Genomic DNA, 25,531 nt, shown 5'->3' with positions numbered 1-25,531 from the left:
AAAAAAGCCAATTTATAGTCAAAAAAATTTATTTTTTTTGTGTTTTCACTATTTTTTCTTATTAATTTATATATATGAACCATAAACATCGAGGAATGATTTTAGAAACCATAATAAATAATACATTAGATTTTTATAATCAAAATAATGTTGCTATTATGCATAAAAAAATGTTAGATATTAGTTTTAAAAAAATAGGAAAGGATTTAACAGTAAAAGATGCATTTGTTTTAAAAAAATCAACTGTTGATTATTATGGAATTTACAAGGGTATTTTTGTTGCTTTTGAAGCCAAGAGCACAAAAGAAAACACTTTAAATTTAAAACAAATTCAAGAACATCAACTAAATTATTTAAAAAAAATTCGCCATCATCATGGTTGTGCTTTTTTAATAATTTTTTTCAAGGAATTTGAAAGATTTTTTTTGTTAGATATAGCTAAATTAGATTTAAATCAAAAATCAATTTCTTTGAATTTTTTAGAACAAAATGGAATAGAAGTAATTTTGACTTATCCAGGTATCATAGATTTTGCTGATCATATTTTTGATATGCTATAAATTTTAAATAAATTTATGTATTTTTGGTAACTTTCTATTATAATATTATTATTTATTATAGTTTTAAATCTTAAAAATTAATTATTTTTACATTAAAATGGATTCAGTTGGGTGTGCTTTTTTTAATAAAAAAAAAAAAGTTCTAGCTGTTGGAAATTTTAAGAAGCTAAACAAACTAAAGGAACAAAATGAATGACATTCAAAATAAAAATATTGCTGTAAATCAAACAGAAAATCAACAAGTTGAAAAACCTACAACATCTTCAGAAGTTGAAGTTGTTTCAAAACAAAAATTAATGGAAGCTGGAGCATACTTTGGAAGAAGAGCTTCACTTTGAAATCCTAAAATGGAACAATACATTAAAGAAAAAAAAGGTGGAAGACACCACATTGATGTATTGAAAACCCAAAAAATGCTTGAAATTGCTTACAAATTAATTTACAAATTTGCACAAAAAGGTGCAACATTTATGTTTGTAGGAACTAAAAAACAAGCGAAAAAAGTTATTTTAGAACAAGCTATTCGTACTAACTCTATTTATGTTTCAGATCGTTGATTAGGTGGAACACTAACAAATAGTAGAACTATTTTATCAAGACTCAAAACAATGGAACAACTAGAAAAATTAGCTGAAAATAATTTTGAAGGTTATACCAAAAAAGAAGGTCTTTTGAAACAAAAACAACTTCAAAAACTTCAAAAAAACTTAAATGGTATTCGCAAATTAAAAGAAACCAAATTTGAAACATTAATTATGTTAGTTGCTGATCCAAATAAGGATATTATTGCAGTTCAAGAAGCTAAGAAAAAAGAAGTTAAAATTATTGGAGTTGTTAATACAAACACTGATCCAAGTCTTGTAGACTTCCCAATTCCTGCAAACGATGGTTCAATTAAAACTTTAACATTAATATTTACAATTTTAGCCGATGCTATTTCAGCAGCAAAAGGTGGAAAACAATTGTTTGCTTTCCAGCCAGAATCTCAAGTTATTCTTCCAGAAGATCCAGAACGTGAACAAAAACAAACTAAATATGTTCGTCGTTTTAATTCAAATGGAGATCAGCAAGAAAATAAAGTTGTTGAAGTTGACACTACAAGCAATTAATTTTAAATTTTATTAGAAGGAGTTAAAATGTCAGCACCAGATTTAAATAAAATAAAAGAATTACGTAATATTACAGATGCACCTTTTGTAGATTGTAAAAAAGCACTAGAAGCATCTGCCTATGATATTCAAAAAGCAATAGCATGATTACAAGAAAATGGTAAGGCAAAAGCTATTAAAAAAGCAGGTCGTATAGCTGCTGAAGGTTTGGTTTATGCCATTAAAAATGACAAAAAAATTGTTATTTTTGAGTTAAATTCTGAAACAGATTTTGTGGCTAAAAATAAAAATTTCATTTCTTTAAAAGATGAAATTGCAACATTATTATTAGAAAATAACTTCAATAATCTAGATCAAGCTTTTGAAATAAAAAGTGGAAGTGGAAAAACAATATCTGATTTAGTTACAGATGCATCTGCAACATTAGGTGAAAAAATTAGTTTACGTCGTGTTGAATTTGTTTTAATTTCAAATGGACAAAATGCTGGTTCATATGTTCACTTCAATGGTCAAACATCTGCAATTGCAGTCATTGAAGGTGGTTCTAAAGAAGTTGCTAGAAATGTATGTATGCATTCTGTTGCAATGAATCCAGAATTTACTTTTGAAAGTGAAATTCCAGTTGATAAACTAAACAAAATTAAATCTGATCTCTCTCAATCACCAGCATTAGTTGGAAAACCTGAAAATATTCAGCAAAGCATTATAACTGGGATGTTGGCAAAAGAACTTTCTAAATTTGTTTTAGAATACCAACCTTTTGTAGTTGAGAGTGAAATTAGTGTTGCTAAATATTTGCAAAATAATAATGCTAAACTAATTAAAATTATTCGCTTTGAAGTAGGTGAAGGAATTGAAAAAGTTGTTTCAAATTTCAGCGAAGAAGTTAAAAATCAAATTGAAAATTCTAAATAATCAATTTGTTTTTCATTAAACAATAAGGAGAAAAATTTTCCATTTGGAAAATTTTTTGATTTTTTATGTTAAATTTTTTAAGTAACAGATTGCAAAAATCATTAGCTAAAATGCAAAAATCCACTTTAATAACTAAGGATGATTTAAATGGAATTATTAGAGAAATTAGATTAAACTTGCTTGAGGCTGATGTTAATTTGAGTGTTGTAAAAGAATTTGTTTCTGAAGTTAAAAAACAAGTTTTAGCTGAAGGTCTTACATCAAAACTAAATCCGAAACAACATTTTTTGAAAATTTTACACCAAAATTTAGTAACAGTATTGGGTCAACAAACCAAAGAATTTAGTTTTAAAAAACCAATTTCTAAAATTATTCTAGTTGGTTTACAAGGTTCTGGTAAAACAACTACAGTTTCAAAATTAGGATTATTTGCACGCAACAAAAAAAAGGCTGAAAACCCACTCTTGGTAGCTTGTGATGTGTATCGCCCAGCAGCCATCGAGCAGTTAAAACAGTTAGGGAAACAAACATCAATTGCAGTTTTTAGCACAGATGGAACACCTCAAGAAATAGCACAACAAGCACTCAAATTAGCTACTGATCACAATCATGATTTAATCATTTTTGACACAGCTGGACGATTAAGTATTGATGAACAATCGATGCAAGAATTAGTTGATTTGAAAAAAATTATTCGTCCAGATGAAACAATTTTTGTTGCAGATGCACTATCAGGGCAAGACATCATTAATGTTGCTAAAACTTTTAATGATGAAATTAATTTAAGCGGTTCTATTATCACTAAATTAGATTCAGATGCTCGTGCAGGGGCTGCTCTTTCTATTACTCATTTACTTTCAATTCCTATTTACTTTATAGGTAGTGGTGAAAAAATTGGTGCTTTAGAAGTTTTCCATCCTCAACGAATTGCAGATAGAATTTTAGGAATGGGTGACGTTGCCAGTTTGTTAGAACAAGCCGAAGAAAGTATTGATCATGCTCAAGCAAAAAAACTTGGGAATCGACTTTTTAGTGGCCAATTTGATTTAGATGATTTACTAAAAAGTCTATATCAAATTAAGAAAATTGGTAAATTTTCTAAAATCATTAATATGATTCCAGGCGTTGCAGGAAAAATTAATGACCAACAAATTAGTGATGCTGAAAGTAAAATTCATTTGTATGAAGTTTTAATTTCTTCAATGACTATGGAAGAAAGAAAAAGACCTAAGTTGCTCAAAATGCAATCTAGAAAAGAAAGAATTTTAAAAGGGTCAGGAAGAAGTAGCTCTGAATACAATCGTTTAGTTAATGAATTTGAGCAAATGTCAAAACAAATTAAAGATTTTGGGGGCAAAAGTTCTCTTTTTGAAAATTTTTTCAAAAATTAATTAACTTTTAATATTATGATAACAGAAAAAGATTATTCATTTTTTATTAACCATCTCAAACAATTTGGTTTTGTTTTTCAAGGTTCTCAAATTTATGGCGGATTAGCCAATACTTGAGATTATGGACCTTTAGGTTCGTTGTTGCTAAAAAATATTAAGGACTTTTGACTTGATTTTTTTGTGACCACAGAACCAAATATGTTTTTAGTTGATACTAAAATTTTATTAAATCCTCAAGTGTGAAAAGCATCTGGACATCAACAAAATTTCAATGATCTTTTGGTTGAAAATATAGTTAATAAAAAACGTTATCGTGTAGACCACCTACTTGAGGAAGTTTTTGGAATAACAAATATTGAAAGTTGAGATAAAGAAAAAATTGAAGAAAAATTAGCTGAAATTACCAGCTATGATAATTCAAAAGTACAATGATCAAAAGTGCGACAATTTAATTTGATGTTTGAAACTTTTCAAGGAGTTGTTGCTGATCAAAAGGCTTCAATTTACTTAAGACCTGAAACTGCTCAAGGAATTTTTATTAATTTTAGCAATATTTTACGTTCACAAAGACCTAAATTACCTTTTGGTGTAGCTCAAATTGGTAAATCATTTCGAAACGAAATTACACCTGGTAATTTCATTTTTCGAACCCGCGAGTTTGAACAAATGGAAATGGAAGTCTTTTGTTACCCAGAGCAAGCATCTCAAGTTTATCAAAAATATATTGAAAAAATTAGCTTATTTTTAAAAAACATAGGCTTGGAAGATTCAAAAGTTAGACTTAGACATCATGATACAACAGAACTTGCTCACTATTCACAAGCAACTGCAGATTATGAATTTAAATTTGCATTTGGGTGAGGTGAACTTATTGGAATTAGCAACAGAAGTGACTTTGATTTAAAAACTCATAGCGAGCATAGTGGTGAATCACTAACATATTTAGACCCAGTCACAAATCAAAAATTTTATCCTTTTGTTGTTGAACCATCTATCGGGGCTGATAGATTGATGCTCGCGGTGTTGGAGAATGCTTTTACTTATGACCAAAAGAATGACCGCTATTTTTTGAGTTTGCAGTATGATTTAAGTCCTTATAAAGTTGCAATTTTACCTTTAGTTAAAAAATTTAATGATGTAAGTTTTGAGATTTATCAAAACTTACTAAAAAATAAGATTAGTGCAACTTTTGATCAAAGTGGTAACATCGGAAAAAGGTATAGAATCCAAGATGCAATGGGAACATTTTTTTGCATCACCTATGATTACCAAAGTTTAGAAGATAACACTGTAACTATTCGTCACCGAGACACAATGGAGCAAAAGAGAATTGCAATTGATGAAATAGTTACATATTTACAAGGAAATAAAGGATTGAATGGATTATAATAAATTACGTTTATTAATAAAAAATGATGTGAGTATTGTTGATGAAATCTCAGCCCACATTAATTTAGTCAAAAAAGGAAATAATTTTTGAGCTCTTTGCCCTTTTCACGAAGATGCAAATCCATCACTTTCAGTCACCCCTAATAAAAAAATTTTTCAATGTTTTTCTTGTAAGGTAGGCGGTGATGTTATTGCATTTCTTACTAAAATTAATAAATGAAGTTTTAATCAAGCGGTTACTTATTTAGTTAAAAAATATAATTTAAATGTTGATCAGTCTCTTTTATCTATAAATGAGTTTAATTATAGTGAACAAGATCAAAAAGCAATTAAAGTTTTTGAATCAGCAGCTAGGATTTTTGCTACCAATTTATTTCAACCTAAAAACCCTATAGTTTTAGATTTTTTAAAAAAACGCAATTTAAGCCAACAGATTTTAAAAGATTTTGACATTGGTTATGCTGAACCAGATGGTTTATCTAAACTATTATTGCGCCAATATGATCAATTTGTACTTGTTAATAATTCCTTAATGAACAAGGCAGGATTTGATTTTTTTAGTAATCGAATCACCTTCGCAATAAGAAATGATCGTGGTGATATTGTAGGCTTTTCTGGGCGGAGTTTAGATGGCAAAGAACCCAAATATTTAAATTCAGCAGCTAGTAGTTTATTTGCAAAATCTACTATTTTATACAACTTTTTTAAGGCAAGATCCAAAATTCCTAACACAAATGAATTAATTATTACCGAAGGATTCATGGATACTATTGCATTTTATCGTGATAATATTTTCAATGTTGTCGCCTTAATGGGAACATCCCTAACTAAAAATCATTTAGAATTAATTCAAGGTTTTAAAATTATTTTAGTTTTAGATGGGGATGATGCTGGTGTTTTAGCAACTTTAAAATCTATTCAACTTTTAATTGAACATAAAATATTTCCAGAAATTGTTAGTTGCCCAAAAGGCTATGATCCTGATGAATATTTTCAAGAAAATGGCAAAGGTAGTTTGACTAAATTATTAAGTACAAAAATTGGTGTTTTTGACTTTGTTTATGAGCATTTTAAAAATAAAATTAAATTAAATTCAGCTTCTGAACTTTCTGAATTTGTTAATAAAATGGAAGTTTTTTTAAAATTTGCTCCACACAAAATTCAAAAAATAATCGTTCAAAAAATTAGTTATGAACTCAATATTCCAGAATCTAGTTTTAACTTAAAACAATCTAGATTTCAATATAAAAATATAAATAAAAAAACTCAAAATTATCAACATCAACCTTCTAATTATTATAATATTCCACCATCAGATGATTTAAATGAAATAAATGATATTCCACCATCGAATCATAAAAAAAATCCAAATAAATCACTAGAACGTTTGAATTTTTTAGTTATATTGGAACTTCAAATTTTATTGTTTTTAATTGAAAAACCTGAGTTTATTCTAGAAATCAAAGAAAGAAAATATAATTTTTTAAAGTTAGAAAACAAAATAATTTTTGAGCAAATAGTGAAAAAAGAGTTAGATCATAGTCAAAAACAGGAAATAATGGAGTCACTAGAAAATAAAATATTAGAATTAATTGAAGAGGAATATCGAAAAAATTACAAATTAGAAAATCGGAATTCATACAATGATTTTTTAGATTGAATCGAACTTGCTAAGCAACATAGGGCTCAGTTTGATATCACTAATAAGATAAATAGAATTATGGAATCTAATGATCCGAATGAACAAGATGAATTAATTAATCAAATTTATAAAAAAGATTACTAAAATTTAAGGAGTTTTATGTCATCAAAAAAAACAGAAAAAAATTTAATATTAAAGCAAGAAAAAGAAACAAAAAAAGTTAAATCAAAAACAACTAAAGCAAGTAAAGAAGTTAAAACTTCTGAGTTAAGCAAAAAAGAATCAAAAACAAAAAATAGTTTGTCTAAAGTTGCCAAAGAATCTAAAAAAAAGGATTCAAAAAACACTGAAATAAAAGCAAAAGTGTCAAAAGTAGAAACTAAAAAATCTAAAAAAGAAGACACTAAAACTAAAGTTGCCAAAGAAAAAAAAGTAAAAGTTGCAAAAGAAAAATCTTCAACTGATTCAAGTAAAAAAGCAAAAACAAGTGCTTCAAAAACTACAAAATCAAAAACAAAAAAAATAAAGACAACAAAAAAATCAACAATAAATTCAGAATCAAAAACTTATGATTTTTTAATTAATGAACTTTCTAAAGTTCTTGAAAAGAAAAAAAAGAAATTATTAAAATCTAAAGAAATTAAGAAAAATCAAAAAATTTTTTTAACAAATGATGAAGTTTATTTATTTTTAGACAAAAAAAATCTTCAAATTCCTGAAGATGAAATTGACAATATGTATTCTATTTTGATTAAAAGTAAAATTTTAGATAAACAAGCAGATGAGTTAGATGTTGCTGATGTTGAATTAAACGAGTTATCCAAATATAGTAAATCCAAACCCAAAAAAGATAAATTTCAAGAAGATGAAGACTTCCAAAATTTTAATGAAGATGAAGATTTTGAGAGTTTTAATGAAGAAGATGTTGATGATGACAATATGGATGAAAGTCTTTTAATTCAAGAACCAAGCAAATTAGACTATTTAGACGAAGATAGCGTGAGTCATAGACGAACAAAAATTTATAGTGATGATACTTATCGAAATAAACTTTCTGACACTAATGACATTATAAAATGATATATGCGTTGAATTGGGAAATACGGAAAATTGCTAACCCCTGAAGAAGAGCAAGAGTTGACCAAAAAAATGCAAATGCCAGGTCGAATTGGTAAAAAAGCTAGAGATACATTGGTACAACGTAATTTGAGACTTGTTATCAACAATGCAAAACGTTATAAAAATAGAGGTCTAGGTTTTATTGACTTAATTTCTGAAGGAAACTTAGGAATTATGAAAGCTGTATCAAAATTTGATCCTAGCAAAGGATTTAAATTTAGTACATATGCAACTTGATGAATTCGTCAAGCAATCACTAGAGCAGTGGCTGATCAAGCAAGATTAGTTCGAATTCCTGTTCATATGGTTGAAACTATCAATAAAATCAACAAAATAGATAGAGAATTACAACAAGAAACAGGTCTAAATCCTACAGCTGAAGAAATTGCTGCAAGACTAGGTGGTGATTTTACAGCTGAAAAAGTTCAACATATTCGTCGTATTAATATTGAACCTATTTCTCTTGATAAAACCATTGGTAAAGAAGAAGATAGCTCTTTTTCAGATTTCATTAAAGATGAAAGTGTAATTTCTCCAGTTGAATATGCTGAACGCGAGGAACGTGGTAAAATGCTTGTAAATATTATTAAAGAAAATTTAGACCGGGACGAGCAAGATTTTATTTTTCGTCGTTTTGGAATTAGTGAAGATGAAAATGGTAATCAATATAAACCACATTCTTTTGATGAAATGGCAGAGTTGCGAAAAGTAACAAAAGAGAGAATTCGTCAAATTGAAACCAAAATTCTCAAAAAACTAAAACCTTTATATCGTCGTTGAATGCACAAGGACTTTTTTTAATTTAAAATGACTATTAATTTTGAGCCTACTATAAAAAATGTTGTTGATTTTCTAAAATTTAAATTTACATCTGAATTTGCCGCTCCTTGAGATACTGAAGGTTTAGAAGTTCCAAGTGCTCAAAAAACACTTGACAAAATTTTAGTAGCACTTGATTTAACTCAAAAAGTGCTAGAACAAGCAATTACAAGTAAAGTAGGTTTGATTATTATTCATCATCCATTTTTCTTTTATGAGACCAAAGTTGATGAATACAAAAAAGCACCATACAAAAAAGTAATTTATTCTAAATTACGCAAAGAGGGAATTGCTGTCTATACTTTGCATACAAGTTATGACTCCACAAATCACAGTACAGCAAATGCTATTTTAAAAAATTTAGGTTTGCAAGTATATGAAAAAAAAGCAATTGATAATTATAATTTAATTGTTGATGTAAAAACCAACTTCAACCTTGTAGTGAGTGCTGTGCAACAAAATTTGAAACTTTTACAACTACAATCAAATGTTACTAAAAATTTTGTTGTAAAAAAACTAGCAATTTTGCCAGGAAGTGGTGGGATTGAAGCAGTTTTAACTGCTAAAAAAAACAAAGCTGATTTAGTTTTAACCTCCGACTTAAAATGATCAGATTGATTAACTATTGAAGCACAAAAAATTAATGTTTTACAACTTAGTCATTTAGTTGAACAACATTTTGTCTTTGATATTAAACAAATATTAAATCAACATTTTCCAAAAATTCAAACAATTATTTATTTAGCAAATGAAATTTTTGCTAACATTAGAGGCAATTATGATTAAATTAGGTTCTCATGTTTCATTTAAAAAACCCTTATATTTAGTTGGTGCTAGCGCGGATTCTGTAGCAAATAAAGCTAACACAATGATGATTTTTTTAGGTGCTCCACAAACATCAAAAAGAATTAGTGTGAGTAATTATCGCTTAGAAGATTATCAAAAAATGTATTCTAATATTATTACTCCAGAAGATATTGTAGTTCATGCGCCATACATTATTAATAATGCAAGTTTAGTAAAGGCTGAATTTGCCAACAAGTTTTTAATTGAAGAAATTAATCGAATGAACTATATTGGAGCTAAATATCTTGTTCTTCATCCAGGTTCTTATACAACCTTTAGTCGTCAAGCTTCAATTGAGCAACTCATCGAGTCTCTTAAATTTGTTATATCACAAACAAAAGATGTTGTTATTTGCATTGAAACTATGGCGGGAAAAGGGACTGAGATTGGTACAACATTTGAAGAAGTTGTTTACATTGTTGAGTCTATAAATTCACCAAGGGTGGCAATTTGCTTAGATACTTGCCATGTTTGAGATGCAGGTTATAACTTACATAATTACAATGAATTTATAGAACTTTTAAAATCTACAAGAATGATAAACTATTTAAAAGTAATTCATTTGAATGATTCACAAAATGAGTTAGGTTCACATCGTGATAGACATGCCAATATTGACCAAGGTAAAATTGGTTTAGAAACTTTGCAAAAAATAGTACACGAACCTTTGTTTGATAATATTCCCATTATTTTAGAAACACCATGAGTTGATGGTGCTCCAATTTATGATAAAGAAATAGCAATGTTACTAAACAAAAAATAAACAAAAAGGAAAAAAATGAAAAGAATTTATTTAGCGGCAGGATGTTTTTGAGGTGCGCAAGCTTTTTTAGACCAAGCCAAAGGTGTTAGCTCAACTCAAGTGGTTTATTTAAATGGTGGTTTTGAAGGTGTTACTTATAAACAAGTTTGCCAAAGCTCAGGTCATGTTGAAGCTGTTGAAATTAATTATGATCCAAATCAAATTAGTGATGAAACAATTTGAAATTTATTTTTAAAAATAGTTGATCCATACAGTTTGAATCAACAAGGCAATGATAAAGGGATCCAATATCGTTGTGGAGTTTATGCACAAAATCAAGAAGATTTAAATGTTTTTTTAGAATTTAATAAAAAATTTGTGGCATCTGAAAACCGTACAAATTTTTTAGAATTTGACTTAGTTAAAGATTTAACTATTGCAGAAGAATATCATCAAAAATATTTGGAAAAAAATCCACAAGGATATTGCCACATTGATTTATCAAGTTTTCCAAAAAATCTGCAAAAAAGTAATATTTCAAACTTTATTTATGAACTAAAACAAAGAAACATTATAAAAGATATTAGTGATGAGCAAAAATTTGCTAATATTCAAAAAGGTCAAAAAATTTATATTGGTTTTGATCCAACAGCTCAGTCCCTTCACCTTGGAAATTACATAGCTATAAGTGTTTTAAAGCGCTTGCAAAAATTAGGGATTGAAACAATTGCGGTTGTAGGTGGGGCAACAGGAATGATAGGTGATCCTTCTTTTGCATCAAAAGAGAGAGTTCTTTTAGACTTGCCAACACTTCTTGACAATAAAGTGAAAATAATCAAACAACTTCAAGGTTTTGGTTTAGAAGTTTTTGATAATCTTCAAATTTATGAACAAATGACTATTATTGATTTTTTGCGTGATATTGGTAAAAACATCAATATTGCATATTTGCTTGCTAAAGATTCCATTGCAACTCGAATTCAGAGTGGATTGTCTTTTACAGAATTTAGTTATCAACTAATTCAAGGTTGAGATTTTAAATTTTTACATGAAAATCATAATGTTATTGGTCAAGGTGGTGGTTCAGATCAATGAGGTAATATGGTTACTGGGCTTGATATAATTAAAAAGACTATTGGTGAAACAAATTCGTTTGTTTTTACAACTAATTTGCTAACAGATGAACAGGGTCGCAAGTTTGGGAAAACATTTGGTGGAGAACCTATGTGGCTTGATGGTCAAATGTTTAGTCCCTACAAACTTTATCAATTTTTATACAACCAAAGTGATGAGCAAGCAGAAAAAATTATGATGATGCTATCTTTTTCTAGCTTGAATGAAATTCAAGCATTAATAAATGATCATAATTTGAATAAAAAAGCCCGCTTGTTACAAAAAAGATTAGCTGAAGAAATTGTTTTTGATATTCATGGAAAACAAGGCTTGGAACTTGCAAACAAAATTAGTAGTATTTTATTTGGTAAAGTTAGTTATGAAATGATAAATCAGAATGAAAAAAACGAACTTGCTAAAGTTTTACCATTTTTTAAAGTTCAAAAATTTAATGCAGAAATTTTGTTAGAAAATAAAATTTTTAATTCTCGAAGAGAACTTAGAGAATTTATGAATGATGGCGCTTTAGAAATTAATGGTGTCAAAATTCAACAAGCAGATGATTTAAATTCTAATCTTTTGGATGACGAAAATCGCTTATTGATTAAAAAAGGTAAAAAGTCATTTTTTATTATTGAAGTTGCAAAATAGTTGCAACTTTTTATATAATTTAATTTTTAGACAAGGAATATTATGTCAAAATTCATTTTTATTACAGGTGGCGTTTTATCAGGAGTTGGTAAAGGTGTTGCAGTTGCATCTGTGGCTAATTTATTAAAGGCTGCTAACTTTTCAGTCTTTATTTTAAAATTAGATCCATATTTAAATGTTGACCCAGGAGTTTTATCTCCATATGAACATGGCGAGGTTTACGTTACTTCAGATGGTGGTGAGACTGATTTAGATTTAGGTCATTATGAACGTTTTACTAATCAAAATTTTTCTAAAGATTCCAATCATACAACAGGGAAAATTTTACTTTCAGTTATTGAAAAAGAACGTCGTGGTGAATACAAAGGCAAAACAGTTCAATGAATTCCAAATGTAACAGATGAAATTATGAATTACATTAAAGGTGTTGCAAAAAAACACAAAACTGATTTTGTATTAGTTGAAATTGGCGGTACTGTGGGTGATATGGAATCAAATCCATTTTATTTTGCAGCATCACAAATGGGGGCAGAATCTGATTATAAAAACACATTTTTTATTCATACAACATACGTGCCATTTTTGTCAACTTCACAAGATTTTAAAACAAAACCCACTCAGTTTTCTATTGCAAATTTAAATACTTTGGGAATTAAACCAAATTTAGTTTTTGTTCGTCTTGATAGTTTAGAGGTTGATGAACAAGTTTGTCAAAAAGTAGCTAAATCCAGTTGAATGTCAACTAAAAATGTAATTGCAATCCCTAATTTACCAAATATTTATTCCTTGCCAGAAATGCTAAAACAATCGAAAGTTCTTGAAATTATTTTAGAACATTTTAATTTAGAAAATGTTGCACCAGATTTAAGGCTATGAAATGCTTTTAATGAAAAAATGCTAGCTAAAAAAGAGCATTCTGTCAAAATTGCAGCACTTGGAAAGTATATTGAATTTAAAGATGCTTACAAATCAATTTTGGAAGCTTTAAATTTTGCTGGAGCATACAATAATTGTGAAATCAACTTGGATTTTATAGACACTTCAGGTGAACATCCATTTGATTTGAATAAGTTGAAAGAATATTCAGGAGCATTAATTTTGCCAGGTTTTGGTTACCGCGGTTTTGAAATCAAAGTTGCTGCAGCAATGTTTTTGCATGCAAATAACATTCCAACTTTTGGAATTTGTTTGGGAATGCAAGCGATGACTGTTGCATATGCAAGATACAAAGGTATTTCAAATGCTAACTCAGCAGAATTTCTAAAAGAGCAACCCAACCAAACTAGTGTTTTAGATTACAACAAGGAAAATGGTCATGAGTTACAATTGGGTGGAACTCTTCGTTTAGGAAGTTATGATATTCAATTTGTAGAAAATAGTAAAATTGCGCAAATTTATAAAAATAAATTTGCTTCTGAACGTCATAGACATCGTTTTGAAGTTGTTAAAAAATATATCAATACTATTTCAGATGATAATTTTTATTTTAGTGGTTTTGAAAAACATACAGGTTTAGTAGAATCATGTGAAGATAAAACTAAAGATTTTTACATTGGTGTTCAGTATCATCCTGAATTTGAATCAAAACCACTTTCACCACACCCGCTATTTGATGCTTTTGTAAAAGTTGTTTTAAAACAATCAATTAATTAAAGTTTTACTCGAGAAAAATCTTGCACTTTAATGTTGTTGGCAACATCAATATTTTCAATTAAAAATAGTATAAAATCATAAACCATAATCATAGCAACAACATCATTTTGACAGTAATCTTGAAGATTTTTCTTCACACTTACTCATTCCTTGTCAGCAATTAAATTCAAATATCTTTGAATACCTTTTTGCATTGCCATTAGTCCATTTTGCACCTTCAGCATTTTATAAGGCGTAATCAAATGATTTAATTGATAATTATATTTAGTTATAAAATGTTCAATTTTTTTAATTGAAAAAAAGCCTTTCAAATCAGAAATTACTATTCACCCCTGAGCAAAAGGATCTTTTAAATCTACTGTTTTTTCTATGATTTCATAGACTTTTTGCCTATAAGGTTGAATTTTTTCAAGAACAATATGACGATCAAAGTCTACACTCAAATTATCTTCTATTAATTTTAGCATTTCATTCAATTTTGAATGCTCATATCCTTTGTTAAAAACAACATATAAGTCTGCATCGCTTGCATAAATTTTGTCAATAATTTTAAAACAATCTTCTCATTTATAGGTTTTTGGGTCAATTACAAAATTTTGATCATCAAAATTTTGTTTGATTTCTTTACCATTTTCCGTAACAATTACAGAAGCTTGAAAAATCAATTGTTGATAAGGTGGACTAAAATCAATTGCAGGATAAGGAAGACTAAATGCTTCAAAATCAAACCAAACAATTTTTTTGCTATTGGCAAATTTTGCCATAAAATCATAAATTGCAGTTTCATCATTTATGATAATTTGGTTGCTTTGTTTAAAAAAATTAAATCAAAAAGAAGTGTTAATTCAATTTTGAAGTATTTCAGGTTTGTCTTTTATTTCGATAATAGTGTTGCTTTTGATTAAGGTTCCACTAAAACCATCTATTTCAGGTAATTTGAGAGCTACAATTTCTTTAAAATCACTATTTTTTGTAAATTCACCATTATCTATTGGTAATGGTTGTTCGAAAGTTGTAATATTTTTAGCTTCTTCAATCATTTCTAAAGCATCTAAAATATCAATCATAGGAATATAAATATCATCTTTAGTTTTATTTGACTTGCCTTTTTTTATACTTCCTTTATAAACATGAGTAAAAATAGTGTTAGCCATCATATAGTTGTCATCATTAAACTGCGAGGCGGTTAGCCCCATTTGTTTGGCTATTTTTTTAAGAAAAAATTGAGAATATTGACCACTTTTTAATTCTGTTTGACTAGGTTTTTTTGTAGTTTTATTGTAACTAATATGTTTAAGTTTAACAAATTCAACTTGTTTAGCTTTAGGTTTTTCAACAGTGTCTAAAAGAAAAATAGATATATTTTCAATGGGAAACTTAGTGTTTAAAATGTTTCTTAAACTATAAGTGCTAATTCAAAAGTCTCAATTTGAACGCAAAAATTCTTTAATTGTAGTTGAAGAACTTATTTTTAAATGCCCAATTTCTTTGCTTTTTTTAATAAAAATGTCAGGTTTAGCAACTGCATTTTTAAAACTAAAAGTAGGCCATAAAATAATTTCGCAAGAATTATCTAGTAAGAATTGATTTGTTTGTTCGATAGCATTTTCTGTTTTGGGGGAATTAACGACACAAATATTTTGTTGATATGTTTGCTTAACAAACTCAAAAAAATAATTTGTAAAATACTTAAAAACATTGGTGTGAATGTCAACATATTTTTCTGGTTGAGATTCAGAGAAACTTTCAAAATTTCATAAATTACTATCTTCACCAAAATCCTCTTCATCAAAATCTTCATCAAATTCCTCTTTGTTTGATTGAGTGATTTTGTTTCAAATAAAATAAGGTTGGCCTGTTGACAATTTTAAATAATGTTTAAAACGAATTCAGTCCATAATTAATTAAAAAAACTATAATTTACTAGCTAGTTGAGCTTTCTATATATTTCAAAACTAACTTCTATAACTTTATCATCATCTTTTAATTGTTCAAAAATTTCTTTAATTTTTTGACTAAAAGTTGCTCTAAAATTATTTTGTGTACGGTTACAAATTTCTCTTGTCATTTCACTGAGACTAATAGCAATATTGTTGTGCTCAAAAATTGTTAAAATGCAATTTTTGAGTTCATTATCATGAATTTCCAAAATATTTCTTTGAGTTGCTAGTGTTTTGCTTTGGCGGAAATTAAAATCAGCATTTAGTGGGATAACAAAATTGTCTTGAATTTTTGCAACAGGCAAAATTCAATTGTTAATTTTATCTTTGAGTGAAGGATTTATTCTAGGCTCGAAAATTCAATTTTTAATAATTGTTGCAAGTTTGCTATACAAAATTGGCCCACTTTTGTCTAAAACTTGTTTAATTATTAAACTTTTTTGTTCAGAATCTGCTTGATAAAATGAATTTGCATCATCTTTGTTTGCAAATTGACTTACAGTTTCTTCAATGTCTGGAAATTCTTCAAATAAGTTAGCTGAAGAAAAATCTCGCAAAGCATAGTTATCATCATTACTTGATTTTGTGCCTGAATTATTATTGGATTTGTCTGGGTAAGTTCCTAAATTAATAAGTTTATCAACAATTATTTGAAGCTGTTCTTCACTATTTTTAAATCAATCTACAGATCAAATTCTATGAATATTTCAACCTCTACGTTGGAACACTTGGTGGCGAAGTCTATCACGGTCACGACTAGTTTTAGATTGTTTGTAGGCAGTTCCATCACATTCAATTCCCAAGACATAATGATTAGAATTTTTGCTATCAACAACAGCTATATCAATATATTGTGATGATGAACCAACTTGTTTATGAACATTGAAACCTTTTTCTTTAAGTTTTAAGTAAACTTGGTTTGCAAAAATTGAATTTGTTTTATCAGTTGTAGTGTTTTCAGCTGGTTTAATTCCAAATTCTGCATTTTTAAAAAATTGCTCAAGCAATTTAATTCCACGATTGTCACTTTTAAATCAATCAACTTCATCACTTCTAAAGTTAGAAACTAAAAACATACCTTTTTTAGCACGAGTGATAGCAACATTTAATCTTTTGTATCCAAAATTTCTATTGATTGCTCCAAATGATAAACCAATTCTAGAGTCACTATTTCTTTTCCCTTCAATTAAGAAAATAATAAAGTCACGTTCATCACCTTGAACGGTTTCAATGTTTTTAACAAAAAATGGACTATCAGTTTGAGATTCAAAGAAAAATTTATATTTAGGATTATTTAATTTAAATTTTTCAATTTCACGTTCAACTTTTTGTTGCACTTCTGAGTTAAGTACAACAAAACCAATTGAAGCTTTATTGTGATATTTATTTATAAGTTTTTTAAGAATTTCAAAAGACTTATTAATAATATTTTGTTCATCACTGATTTTGGTTGCTAGATCGGGTTGAGCATAAACAAATCTCAACCCTTCATTTGATTGTGGTTGTCTTGCATTTGCGAAAGTTTTGAGACTTTTATAGATATTTTCTTTAGAAGTATAAATTAATTCTTCAAATTCTGATCGATAGTGCCACTTAAGTTCGATAGAATCTAAGATAGCTTCTCCTAAATTTAGAACAGAGTCAAAACCATTTGAAAAATCATCTTCAGCACTTAAATTATCTTCATCAAAACCATTTTCATCATCTTCGTAATTTGAAACAAAAAAATTAGATGGTGGCATTTGTTCTTTGTCACCAGCAATGATAACTTGTTTACCACGATAAAGTGAAGTAATAGCAATTTCAGGTCTAATTTGTGATGCCTCATCAAAAATAATTACATCAAATTTAAAATCTAAATTTTTAAATAATCAACTAACAACAAGTGGAGAAAGCATTAAGCAAGGTTTTATATTTAAAATAAAATCCAAAGAGTTGGCAAAAAGCTGTCTAAAGGAAATTTTAGAAGTTTGCTTTGCAGCTTCTTTTTTGAGTTGCATATATTGTGGGTTTGAATTTGCTGATGCCAGAAATTCTTTGATATTTTTATCTAAATTAAAAGCAATTTTATCAATGTTATTTTTAATAATTTCTTGATCACGAGTTCTAAATAAATTTAAGTTATTATTCAAGAAAATTGAATCATAATAAGGTATTTCAGTTTTTATGGTGTGTTCAACAAGTTTTTTATAAAATTGTTTTAAATAAATTTTTCTAAAATCACTAGTAAAATTAGATTTTAAAATTGCTTCTAAAAAGTTATTGCAATTAAGATTTTGCAATGAATTTTTATAAAAATTAAATCTTACATAATCATCAAATTGAGATGTAAATTGAATAAATCCTTTTACTTTATTGCTAAATGATTCAAAACTAATGTTTTCAAAATTTAACAAAGATTTGTCAAATTTGCTCATTAACAATTGAATTCTTGGAACAAATTTTTCTAGAAAGTTCAAAATTCTAGAATTATGATAAGACATACTTAATAATTTGAATATTGAGTGGTGAATTTCTAATTCTTCCATTGCATTTGTAATTTGCTCAAAACCTTGCTCTACTCTTTCCAAATCTTTTAAATCCACTTCAAAAGGAAGTTGTTTAACTAATTTATCAATACTTTTGTTGTGATCTTCTAAATTAACAAATTTCTCAGATTGTTGTATTAAATTAATGTTTTTAAGGTCTAAATTTTCTTTTAAATTACTTTTAAAAAGACGACTAACTTCTTTTCAAGCTCCAGACAAAAACTTGAAAGAACTATTTGATTTATTTATAACTGTCTCATAAACATCTCTAGCATTTTTTTGTTCTAGAAACTCAACATTAGTTCATGTTTGTAGAAGTTCTGAAACTAATTGTTGTCTTGTTTTAGTTATATTATTTAACTCTTTCACTTGAGTTAAAATTTCATTTACATCAATGTTTGAGTCAAAATCTTGCTCAAATTTTAAACTATTGTAAAAATTTACTAGTTGATAAATAGCAAAAATAGAAGTAATAAAATTGGTTTCAATAACCACTCTGTTTCTTTGTAAACCTAAATCAATAATTTGTTGTTTTGTTTGAGAAGCTATTTCTAAAATGTTCTCTAAATTGTTAAAAATTTCTTCTTTTTCATTAATATCAACAACATTTAGACCTAATCATTGGTGTTTTTTTCAATCAAAATTAATAGCTTGATATGATTGAAAAAACCTATCAATTGTATTTAGTATATCTTCAAATTTTGAATTGCTCATTTTTAAAGGATTGTCTTCAATTTCAAAATTTAAGTCAGGAACTGACTCTAATTCGGCAAATTTACCTATGTAGTTATATAAATTTAGTGATTCAGGACCAAATGGTTTAGTTAAAGTAGAACCATATTTTTCAAGAATCTCTTGAACTTGATTGTGGTTAGTTATAAAATTTTTTAAATTGGTTTCACTTAATAAATTATGACTAGTTTCGTTTGAAATTTGTATGATTTCATTGATAATTTCTTTTTTATTAACAGCTAAATCATAAATAGGGATAGCAAATTTATCTAAATTTACTTTTTTTAGGTTGTTGTAAACAACATCTAAAGCTGTTCTTTTTGCAGCTAAAAATAAAACCTTTTTACCATGAGAAATTAGTTCAGTAATAATGTTTGTAATTGTTTGTGATTTTCCTGTTCCTGGTGGTCCTTGCAATATAAAACTTTTACCAGCAACAGCTTGTTTGATGGCAATTTCTTGAGAGGAATCAGCATCTAGAATTTTAAAATCATCTTCAATACTAATTTTTTCATTGATGTTTTTTTCATTAATTGTTCTAATATCAGTATCTAAAGAATTACTTTCACCCATAATATGTTGGCAAAAAGGGCTGTGAATAACATTATTAGTGTTTTCGCTTAAATCTTTATAGGTGTGAATATTACTAAAGTCAAAGTTAGATAAGAAAATTCTATTATGTATTTTTCAGCGCTTATCTTCAATATTGTCTAAAATTAAATTATTAAACTGTTCAAGAATTGATTGAACATTCCCCTTGCCTTCAAGAACATCAGAATCAATGTTTATATTGATGCTAAATTCTTTTTTGAATTTCATTACAAGTGCATCATTTTGTGCAAGTATATTTTCTTTTTTAATAACTAAGGTTCAATTATTGCCCACTTTTTTAAGGTCTACTGGTATAAATAAAAGTGGAGCAAACTTTTTTTCATCAGTATAAGGTGAATCATATCACTCAAGAAGTCCAAATGTTAAAAATAAAATATCTATTGAATATTCTTCTTGAAATTTTTTATAGTTTTTGTAAATTTTATCAAGAACCAAATTAACATACTCGCCACCAAATTCTCCATAAATTTTTCCTTGCATTATCTGGTTACGTTTTTCAATTTCATTAATTAATTCTACTCTGAATGAATAAAAATTTTTAACGTCTTTTGAATTAATTTGTTTGTTTTTATAGTTAACTATATCAAAATCTTGCTTGTTTGAATCTAAAATTGTACTAATAAAATTATTGAAATTAGGAATAAGAATTTCTAATTGAGAAGGGACAGCCTTAGTTTCCTTCATACTAAAATTAATAGTTTTATTTTTAGTACTAAGATCTAAAAGTTTAGTTTTTCAATTATTAATATTTTTTAAAATAATATCTTTTTTATTTGAATTATCTAACATAGAATTTCCTTTAGCCGTTACAAGCAAATGTGTTAATTTATCTTACTTGTTAATTATAAAAAAAAGTTATAAATTAACACTAAAATGTATTAAATTTTGAATTTAACAATGTTTTGAATAAAATTTTACTTTTAAATGTTTTAAAAAAATAAGTAATTTGTAATAATTCATAACACAATAATTGTTTAAATTAAATTTTTAAATAAAAAAGCACAAAATTTTTCATTTGTGCTAAAGTGTTAAACTAATTTATTGCATTTCATTTTTAAGCAATTCTTTAGCTTTTGAAAGTTCAATAGAGAAAATAGATGTTACTCCACGTTTTTGCATTGTTACACCAAGTAACTGATCAACCCTAGACATTGTTCCATGACGGTGAGTAATAATTAAAAACTGAGTATTTGCCTTTAACTGCTTCAAAAATTCCACATAACGAATAACGTTTGATTCATCAAGAGCAGCTTCAACTTCATCTAGAATGCAAAGTGGAATTGGGCGAGCTTTAATGATTGAAAATAGCAATGAAATTGCAATAATTGCTTTTTCTCCACCTGAAAATAATTTTAGATTTTTAATAGTTTTACCAGGCGGTTGAGCACTAATTTCAACTCCAGAATTTAAAATATCATTTTTATCTGTGAAGTAAATTTTAGCGCTTCCACCACCAAACATATTTTGGAAAACAAGGTTAAATTCTGAGTTTACCATTTCCAAGACTTCCATGGTTTTATTAATGATAATTTTGTCTAAATCACTAATAGCTTCAAGAATTTTAGATTTGGCAGTTTCCAACTCTTCCTGGTTTGCTAAAAGCTTGTCAAATCTCTCTTTTGTGGTTGTGAAATCTTCAATAGCATTTAAGTTAACATTACCTAAGGCTTTAATTTCAGCATTCAAAGTGTCCACAAAACGACGAGCATCACCAATTTCAATTTCGAGACTATAGTTTTGCGAAGCATTTTCAAAAGTTAAGCCATACTTTTGAGACAACTTGTTTTGCAAGTCGTTTATTAACATATCTAATTTGTTTAATTGAGTTTTTTTATCATTTAAACTATTGTTGAATTGTCTTTGTTTATCTGATAATTTTTTGTTTTCAATTTCCATTTCATTAATTTCTTCAGCCAAACTAGAGAGCCTATCGGCTTGTGATTTGCGTGTTAATTCTAAAGCATTTAATTTGTTTTCTAATTCTAGTTTGGTTAGGAAATTGTTTTCAATTATTGAATCTGAGTTGTTAAAATCTTCTTGATCTTTACTATATTGCGCATTGTCAGCTTGAATTTTAAACAACTTATTATTTAAATTAGACAAGTTATCTTTTAGTCTTGCAATTTCGATATTTAAATTATTTATTTGATTATTTAAATTCTTAATTTCAGTTTCTTTTTGATATAAAATGTTGTATAAATCACTTTCTTTCTTGGTACAAAAATCATATTTGCTTTCCAATTGATCAAGTTCTTGTTGCAAGTTAAATACAGAATCTGTTTTAACTTTTTGACCACCTGTGATTGTCCCACTAGGACGAACAAGATCACCATCTAGAGTAACAACAACATATTTAAAGTCTATAATTTTAGCAATTTTATTAGCTGTTTCAATTGTGTCAACAACTAAAATAGAACCAAGTAAAAATTCGGCTAAAATTTCATATTTATTTTCAAAAGAAACTAAGTTAATTGCCACATCTATAAAACCTTTTTGGCCACGGATAGCCAACATATGACTTTCATTAACTGTTCTACCTTTTATTGATGATAGAGGAATAAATGTTGCTGTTCCACTTGCGTTTTTCTTTAAAAAGTTAACAGCTTGAACAGCATCTTCTGAACTATTGGTAACTATTTGTTTTAGGGCTGGCCCAATCGCACTTTCAATCGCACTAACATATTCTGGTTTAATTTGAATTAATTCTGAAACAATTCCACAATAACCACTAAACAAATGCTTATTGTCAACAATAGTTTTTGTGCCTTTAGGTAAAAAAGATTGTCTTTCTAGTTTTTCTTTAATTTGATTTATTTGTGCTTCAGCTTGAGATTTTAAATTAATAATTTTACGTAAATTAGAATCAACTTCTTGTTTAGAACTTGATAATTCATTTTGTTGTTTTTCAATAGAATATCTTTGATTTTGTAAATTATCAATTTGTTTTTCTGTGTTTTGAATGGTGGTTTGAGTTTGCGCATATTCACTACGCAAAGCTTCTAGTTTTTGTTTATAATCAACTTGAATTTGGCCTGAAAGAATCATTTCACGCATACTCTCAGCTTTAGCTTGTTCAATGTTGATTTGATTAATTTGGTCTTTGTATGAGTTGATTTTTTGTTGGAGTTCACTTAACTGTTTTTCTAACTCATTTTTAATTTCAATATTTTTAACAATGATTTGTTGTTGTTTGTCTAATTCATCATTGCTAAATTTTTCATTACTTGCAAGTTCTTGGATTTCACTTTTTAAAACATCGAATTTATTTAAAAAATCATTAAGGTCAGCCACAATTAAAGCAACTTCAACAGATTCAAGTGCCTTAGATTTTTCAAGGTAAATTTTGGCATTTTCTGCTTGTTTTTCAAGATTTTTAGTTTGCCGTTCTAATTCTTTAATTTTAATCTCTATTTTTTCAAGTGCATTCTGGGTTTGGTCTAATTTGGTTAGTGCCTCTTGTTTGTCTAGTTTATATTTTGCAGTTCCTGCAACTTCTTCAATTACAGCTTTTCTTTGTTCAGGAGTTGCTTCAGCAATTTCACTAATAGTACCTTGTGAAATTATGGCAAGTGAAGACTTAGAAATTCCAGATTCAACAGCTAAATTTCTAATGTCTTTGTAACGAACAGGTTGCCCATTAAAGAGGTATTCATTAGTTCCTTCACCACGTTTTAAAACACGGGCAATTGTAAAAATTTGTGAAGATTCCTCAACTCTAGTTAAATCTTGAAAAGTTAAACGAACCATAGCTTTATCAAGTGCTTTTACTGTTTTAGAACCAGCAAAAATAACATCGTCCATATTAGAACCACGCAATTGTTTGGCTGATTTTTCACCTAAAACTCAACGAATAGCATCGTTGATATTTGATTTTCCAGATCCATTAGGACCAACAATTCCTACAACAGAACCATCAAATGATATACTAACAGGGTCTGCAAAGGATTTAAATCCTTCTATTTCAATTTTTATTAATTTCATAAATATCCTAGCATTGTATTTTATGATTCTATAAATTTTACTCAAAAAAAGCTTAATTAAATTTTTTTTGAGTAAAAAATAAGACAAAATATTCGAAAAGTCTATTTATTTTTTTTGTTTTTAATTAAATTTTATAAATTTTCATTAATTTATATACTATGAAAACAGATTTAGAAAACTTAGATTGAAGATATAAAATAGAAAACTATTTTTTTAGATATCAAAAAATTACAAATGAAATTCGTAATATTAAAGTTTTTTATAGCGACAGTGAACCAAATTTATCTATCCAAATTAATCTTTTAGATTTTCCTCACGCACTAGGGCTAAAAAAACTAGCTTATTTTAAGGATTGGTCTGCAAATAAAATTAATATTTGAATTCAAAGTGGTAAATTTATAAAAAAAATGAAGGAAAAAAGTAATTCTAAAGTTACAAATTCGATTATTAATCAAATTGAAGCTAAAATATTTGTTTGAGAAAAATATTTGCTTTTTTTAGAGGGTGTAAAACTTAAAACACTAGTGCTTTCAAATGTGAATTTATCACAACATCTAAACTTTTTTCGTGGTTTGATGTGATATGATGATAAAAGATATGCAATTGTTGGGTTAAATAAAAATAGCAAAAGTGATTTATACAAGCATGATTATTGCCATTTTTATACAGCAATTTCTTATACTAACACAAAAATTAGTAAATTATTAATACTTGGTAAGTCTATCAAAAAAGTAGATTTTATTAAAAAAATTTGATTGAATAAAATTGAGACAAATAGACTTTATAACACAAATTAAAGTGTTTGTTCTTCAACAAAAGGGAGTTCAGTAGCTTTTAATTCTTGAGATTCTGTTTCTAAGTTTTGCCCAACTGGCATCTCTTTTTGTTTTTTAGCCATAAATTCTTCAAAAGTTAAGGCTTCTTGTCGAATAGTTTTGACTGTTCCATTTTCCACTTTTATCAATAGATTAGCAAGTGGCTTCATATCATCATCGTGGCTAACCATAATGATTGTAGTTTTGTATTTTTTATTAATATCTTTTAAAATTTTTAAAACAATATTTGTATTTGTCTCATCAAGAGCACCGGTGGGTTCGTCAGCAAAAATAATTTTTGCATTTTTAATAAGAGCTCTTAAAATGGAGATCCGTTGTTGCTGTCCACCTGACATTTGTGATGGAAATTTAAATTTCACATCTTCAAGTTCAAAGTCTTTAAATAGTTCGTTAATATTTAAGACTTTAGATTTATCTTTTTGTAAATATGCACCAACTTCAACATTATCATAACTATTAATGTTGTTTAATAGGTTGTATGACTGAAAAATAAAAGAAATATTTTCACGTCTAAATTTGGTTAGTTCTCAATTTTTTAAGTATGAAAGATTGTTGCCATCCACAATTATTTCACCTTCGGATGCTCTATCCAAACCAGACATTAAATTCAAAATTGTTGACTTACCAGAACCAGATTTTCCACTAAGAATGGCAAAGTCACCTTCTTGAATTTGGAAGTTAATGTCAGTAAAAACTTTAGTGACAACACTTCCAAAAATGTAGTATTTAGAAACATTTTTAAAATCAATAATACAATTTGGGGAATTTTGAGTGTCAATTTCACCTTGTTTAATTAAAGGTCAATCATTTGCTTTTTTGATAGCTTTGAGTTGTTTGGCTGTTAGTGGTTGGTCTTGATTTTTAATGGTTTCAAGCACATTTTGCTTTTTTAAAGCTTTTCGATTTTTATTAAAAATATTTCAAAATTTAAAATTCATATTGACTCCTAACTT

Annotated in this window: 16 protein-coding genes and 1 pseudogene; 13 read left to right on the top strand and 4 right to left on the bottom strand. The window is 27.5% G+C overall.

The features are described 5' to 3' along the window. Positions 1-74: 74 nt before the first annotated feature. From recU to MYB_RS02145, 12 genes and pseudogenes are all read left to right on the top strand, one after another. Positions 75-560 (top strand): Holliday junction resolvase RecU, encoded by a 486-nt coding sequence (gene recU / locus MYB_RS02195; RefSeq protein WP_025279637.1) that lies wholly within the window; start codon positions 75-77, stop codon positions 558-560. Positions 561-748: 188 nt separating this feature from the next. Beyond that, on the top strand, positions 749-1,669 hold the full coding sequence (gene rpsB / locus MYB_RS02190) for a 30S ribosomal protein S2 (protein WP_022934660.1): 921 nt from the start codon (positions 749-751) through the stop codon (positions 1,667-1,669). A gap of 27 nt (positions 1,670-1,696) precedes the next feature. After that, on the top strand, positions 1,697-2,584 hold the full coding sequence (gene tsf, locus MYB_RS02185) for a translation elongation factor Ts (RefSeq protein ID WP_022934659.1): 888 nt from the start codon (positions 1,697-1,699) through the stop codon (positions 2,582-2,584). A 65-nt stretch (positions 2,585-2,649) separates the two neighbouring features. Beyond that, a complete protein-coding gene (ffh, locus tag MYB_RS02180) occupies positions 2,650-3,975 on the top strand; it encodes a signal recognition particle protein (protein ID WP_022934658.1) in 1,326 nt (441 codons plus the stop codon). A gap of 15 nt (positions 3,976-3,990) precedes the next feature. After that, positions 3,991-5,364, top strand: a complete 1,374-nt coding sequence (locus tag MYB_RS02175; RefSeq protein WP_022934657.1) for a glycine--tRNA ligase — start codon at positions 3,991-3,993, stop codon at positions 5,362-5,364. After that, positions 5,354-7,150 carry a DNA primase gene (dnaG, locus tag MYB_RS02170; RefSeq protein WP_022934656.1) on the top strand — a complete coding sequence of 599 codons (1,797 nt, stop codon included), beginning with the start codon at positions 5,354-5,356 and terminating at the stop codon, positions 7,148-7,150. The genes MYB_RS02175 and dnaG overlap by 11 nt, the downstream gene beginning before the upstream one ends. A 432-nt stretch (positions 7,151-7,582) precedes the next feature. Beyond that, a complete protein-coding gene (locus tag MYB_RS02165) occupies positions 7,583-8,926 on the top strand; it encodes an RNA polymerase sigma factor (RefSeq protein ID WP_027121633.1) in 1,344 nt (447 codons plus the stop codon). Between the two features lie 6 nt (positions 8,927-8,932). Then, positions 8,933-9,730: a Nif3-like dinuclear metal center hexameric protein gene (locus tag MYB_RS02160; protein ID WP_022934654.1), complete on the top strand. Its 798-nt coding sequence runs from the start codon at positions 8,933-8,935 to the stop codon at positions 9,728-9,730. Then, positions 9,723-10,553: a deoxyribonuclease IV gene (locus MYB_RS02155; protein ID WP_022934653.1), complete on the top strand. Its 831-nt coding sequence runs from the start codon at positions 9,723-9,725 to the stop codon at positions 10,551-10,553. Before MYB_RS02160 ends, MYB_RS02155 begins: the two co-directional genes overlap by 8 nt. A gap of 15 nt (positions 10,554-10,568) precedes the next feature. Further along, positions 10,569-11,012: pseudogene (msrA, locus tag MYB_RS03305) on the top strand (peptide-methionine (S)-S-oxide reductase MsrA); the annotation flags it as partial. Positions 11,013-11,051: 39 nt separating this feature from the next. Beyond that, positions 11,052-12,296, top strand: coding sequence for a tyrosine--tRNA ligase (tyrS, locus tag MYB_RS02150; RefSeq protein WP_025279634.1), 1,245 nt, complete (start codon positions 11,052-11,054; stop codon positions 12,294-12,296). Between the two features lie 42 nt (positions 12,297-12,338). After that, a complete protein-coding gene (locus tag MYB_RS02145) occupies positions 12,339-13,949 on the top strand; it encodes a CTP synthase (protein ID WP_022934651.1) in 1,611 nt (536 codons plus the stop codon). On the opposite strand, the gene MYB_RS02140 is transcribed toward MYB_RS02145, so the two are convergent. The 3 genes from MYB_RS02140 to MYB_RS02130 form a co-directional block, all read right to left on the bottom strand. Further along, positions 13,946-15,847 carry a DUF2779 domain-containing protein gene (locus MYB_RS02140; protein WP_022934650.1) on the bottom strand — a complete coding sequence of 634 codons (1,902 nt, stop codon included), beginning with the start codon at positions 15,845-15,847 and terminating at the stop codon, positions 13,946-13,948. The two genes, MYB_RS02145 and MYB_RS02140, sit on opposite strands and share 4 nt — an antisense overlap. Positions 15,848-15,876: 29 nt before the next feature. Further along, positions 15,877-20,550 carry a DUF4011 domain-containing protein gene (locus MYB_RS02135; protein ID WP_022934649.1) on the bottom strand — a complete coding sequence of 1,558 codons (4,674 nt, stop codon included), beginning with the start codon at positions 20,548-20,550 and terminating at the stop codon, positions 15,877-15,879. Between the two features lie 249 nt (positions 20,551-20,799). After that, entirely contained in the window at positions 20,800-23,742 is a 2,943-nt protein-coding gene (locus tag MYB_RS02130) for an AAA family ATPase (protein WP_022934648.1), read from the bottom strand. 158 nt (positions 23,743-23,900) lie between these two features. On the opposite strand from MYB_RS02130, the gene MYB_RS02125 reads away from it, so the two are divergent. Next, entirely contained in the window at positions 23,901-24,539 is a 639-nt protein-coding gene (locus tag MYB_RS02125; RefSeq protein ID WP_022934647.1) for a hypothetical protein, read from the top strand. Here MYB_RS02125 and MYB_RS02120 read toward each other — a convergent pair. Then, entirely contained in the window at positions 24,536-25,516 is a 981-nt protein-coding gene (locus MYB_RS02120) for an ABC transporter ATP-binding protein (protein ID WP_022934646.1), read from the bottom strand. The two genes, MYB_RS02125 and MYB_RS02120, sit on opposite strands and share 4 nt — an antisense overlap. Between the last annotated feature and the right edge of the window lie 15 nt (positions 25,517-25,531).

The sequence above is a fragment of the Mesomycoplasma bovoculi M165/69 genome (assembly GCF_000524555.1).
GTDB lineage: Bacteria > Bacillota_I > Bacilli_A > Mycoplasmatales > Metamycoplasmataceae > Mesomycoplasma > Mesomycoplasma bovoculi.
Note: the sequence above shows the minus strand (reverse complement) of the source record. Positions and strands in the feature narration are given on the sequence as shown.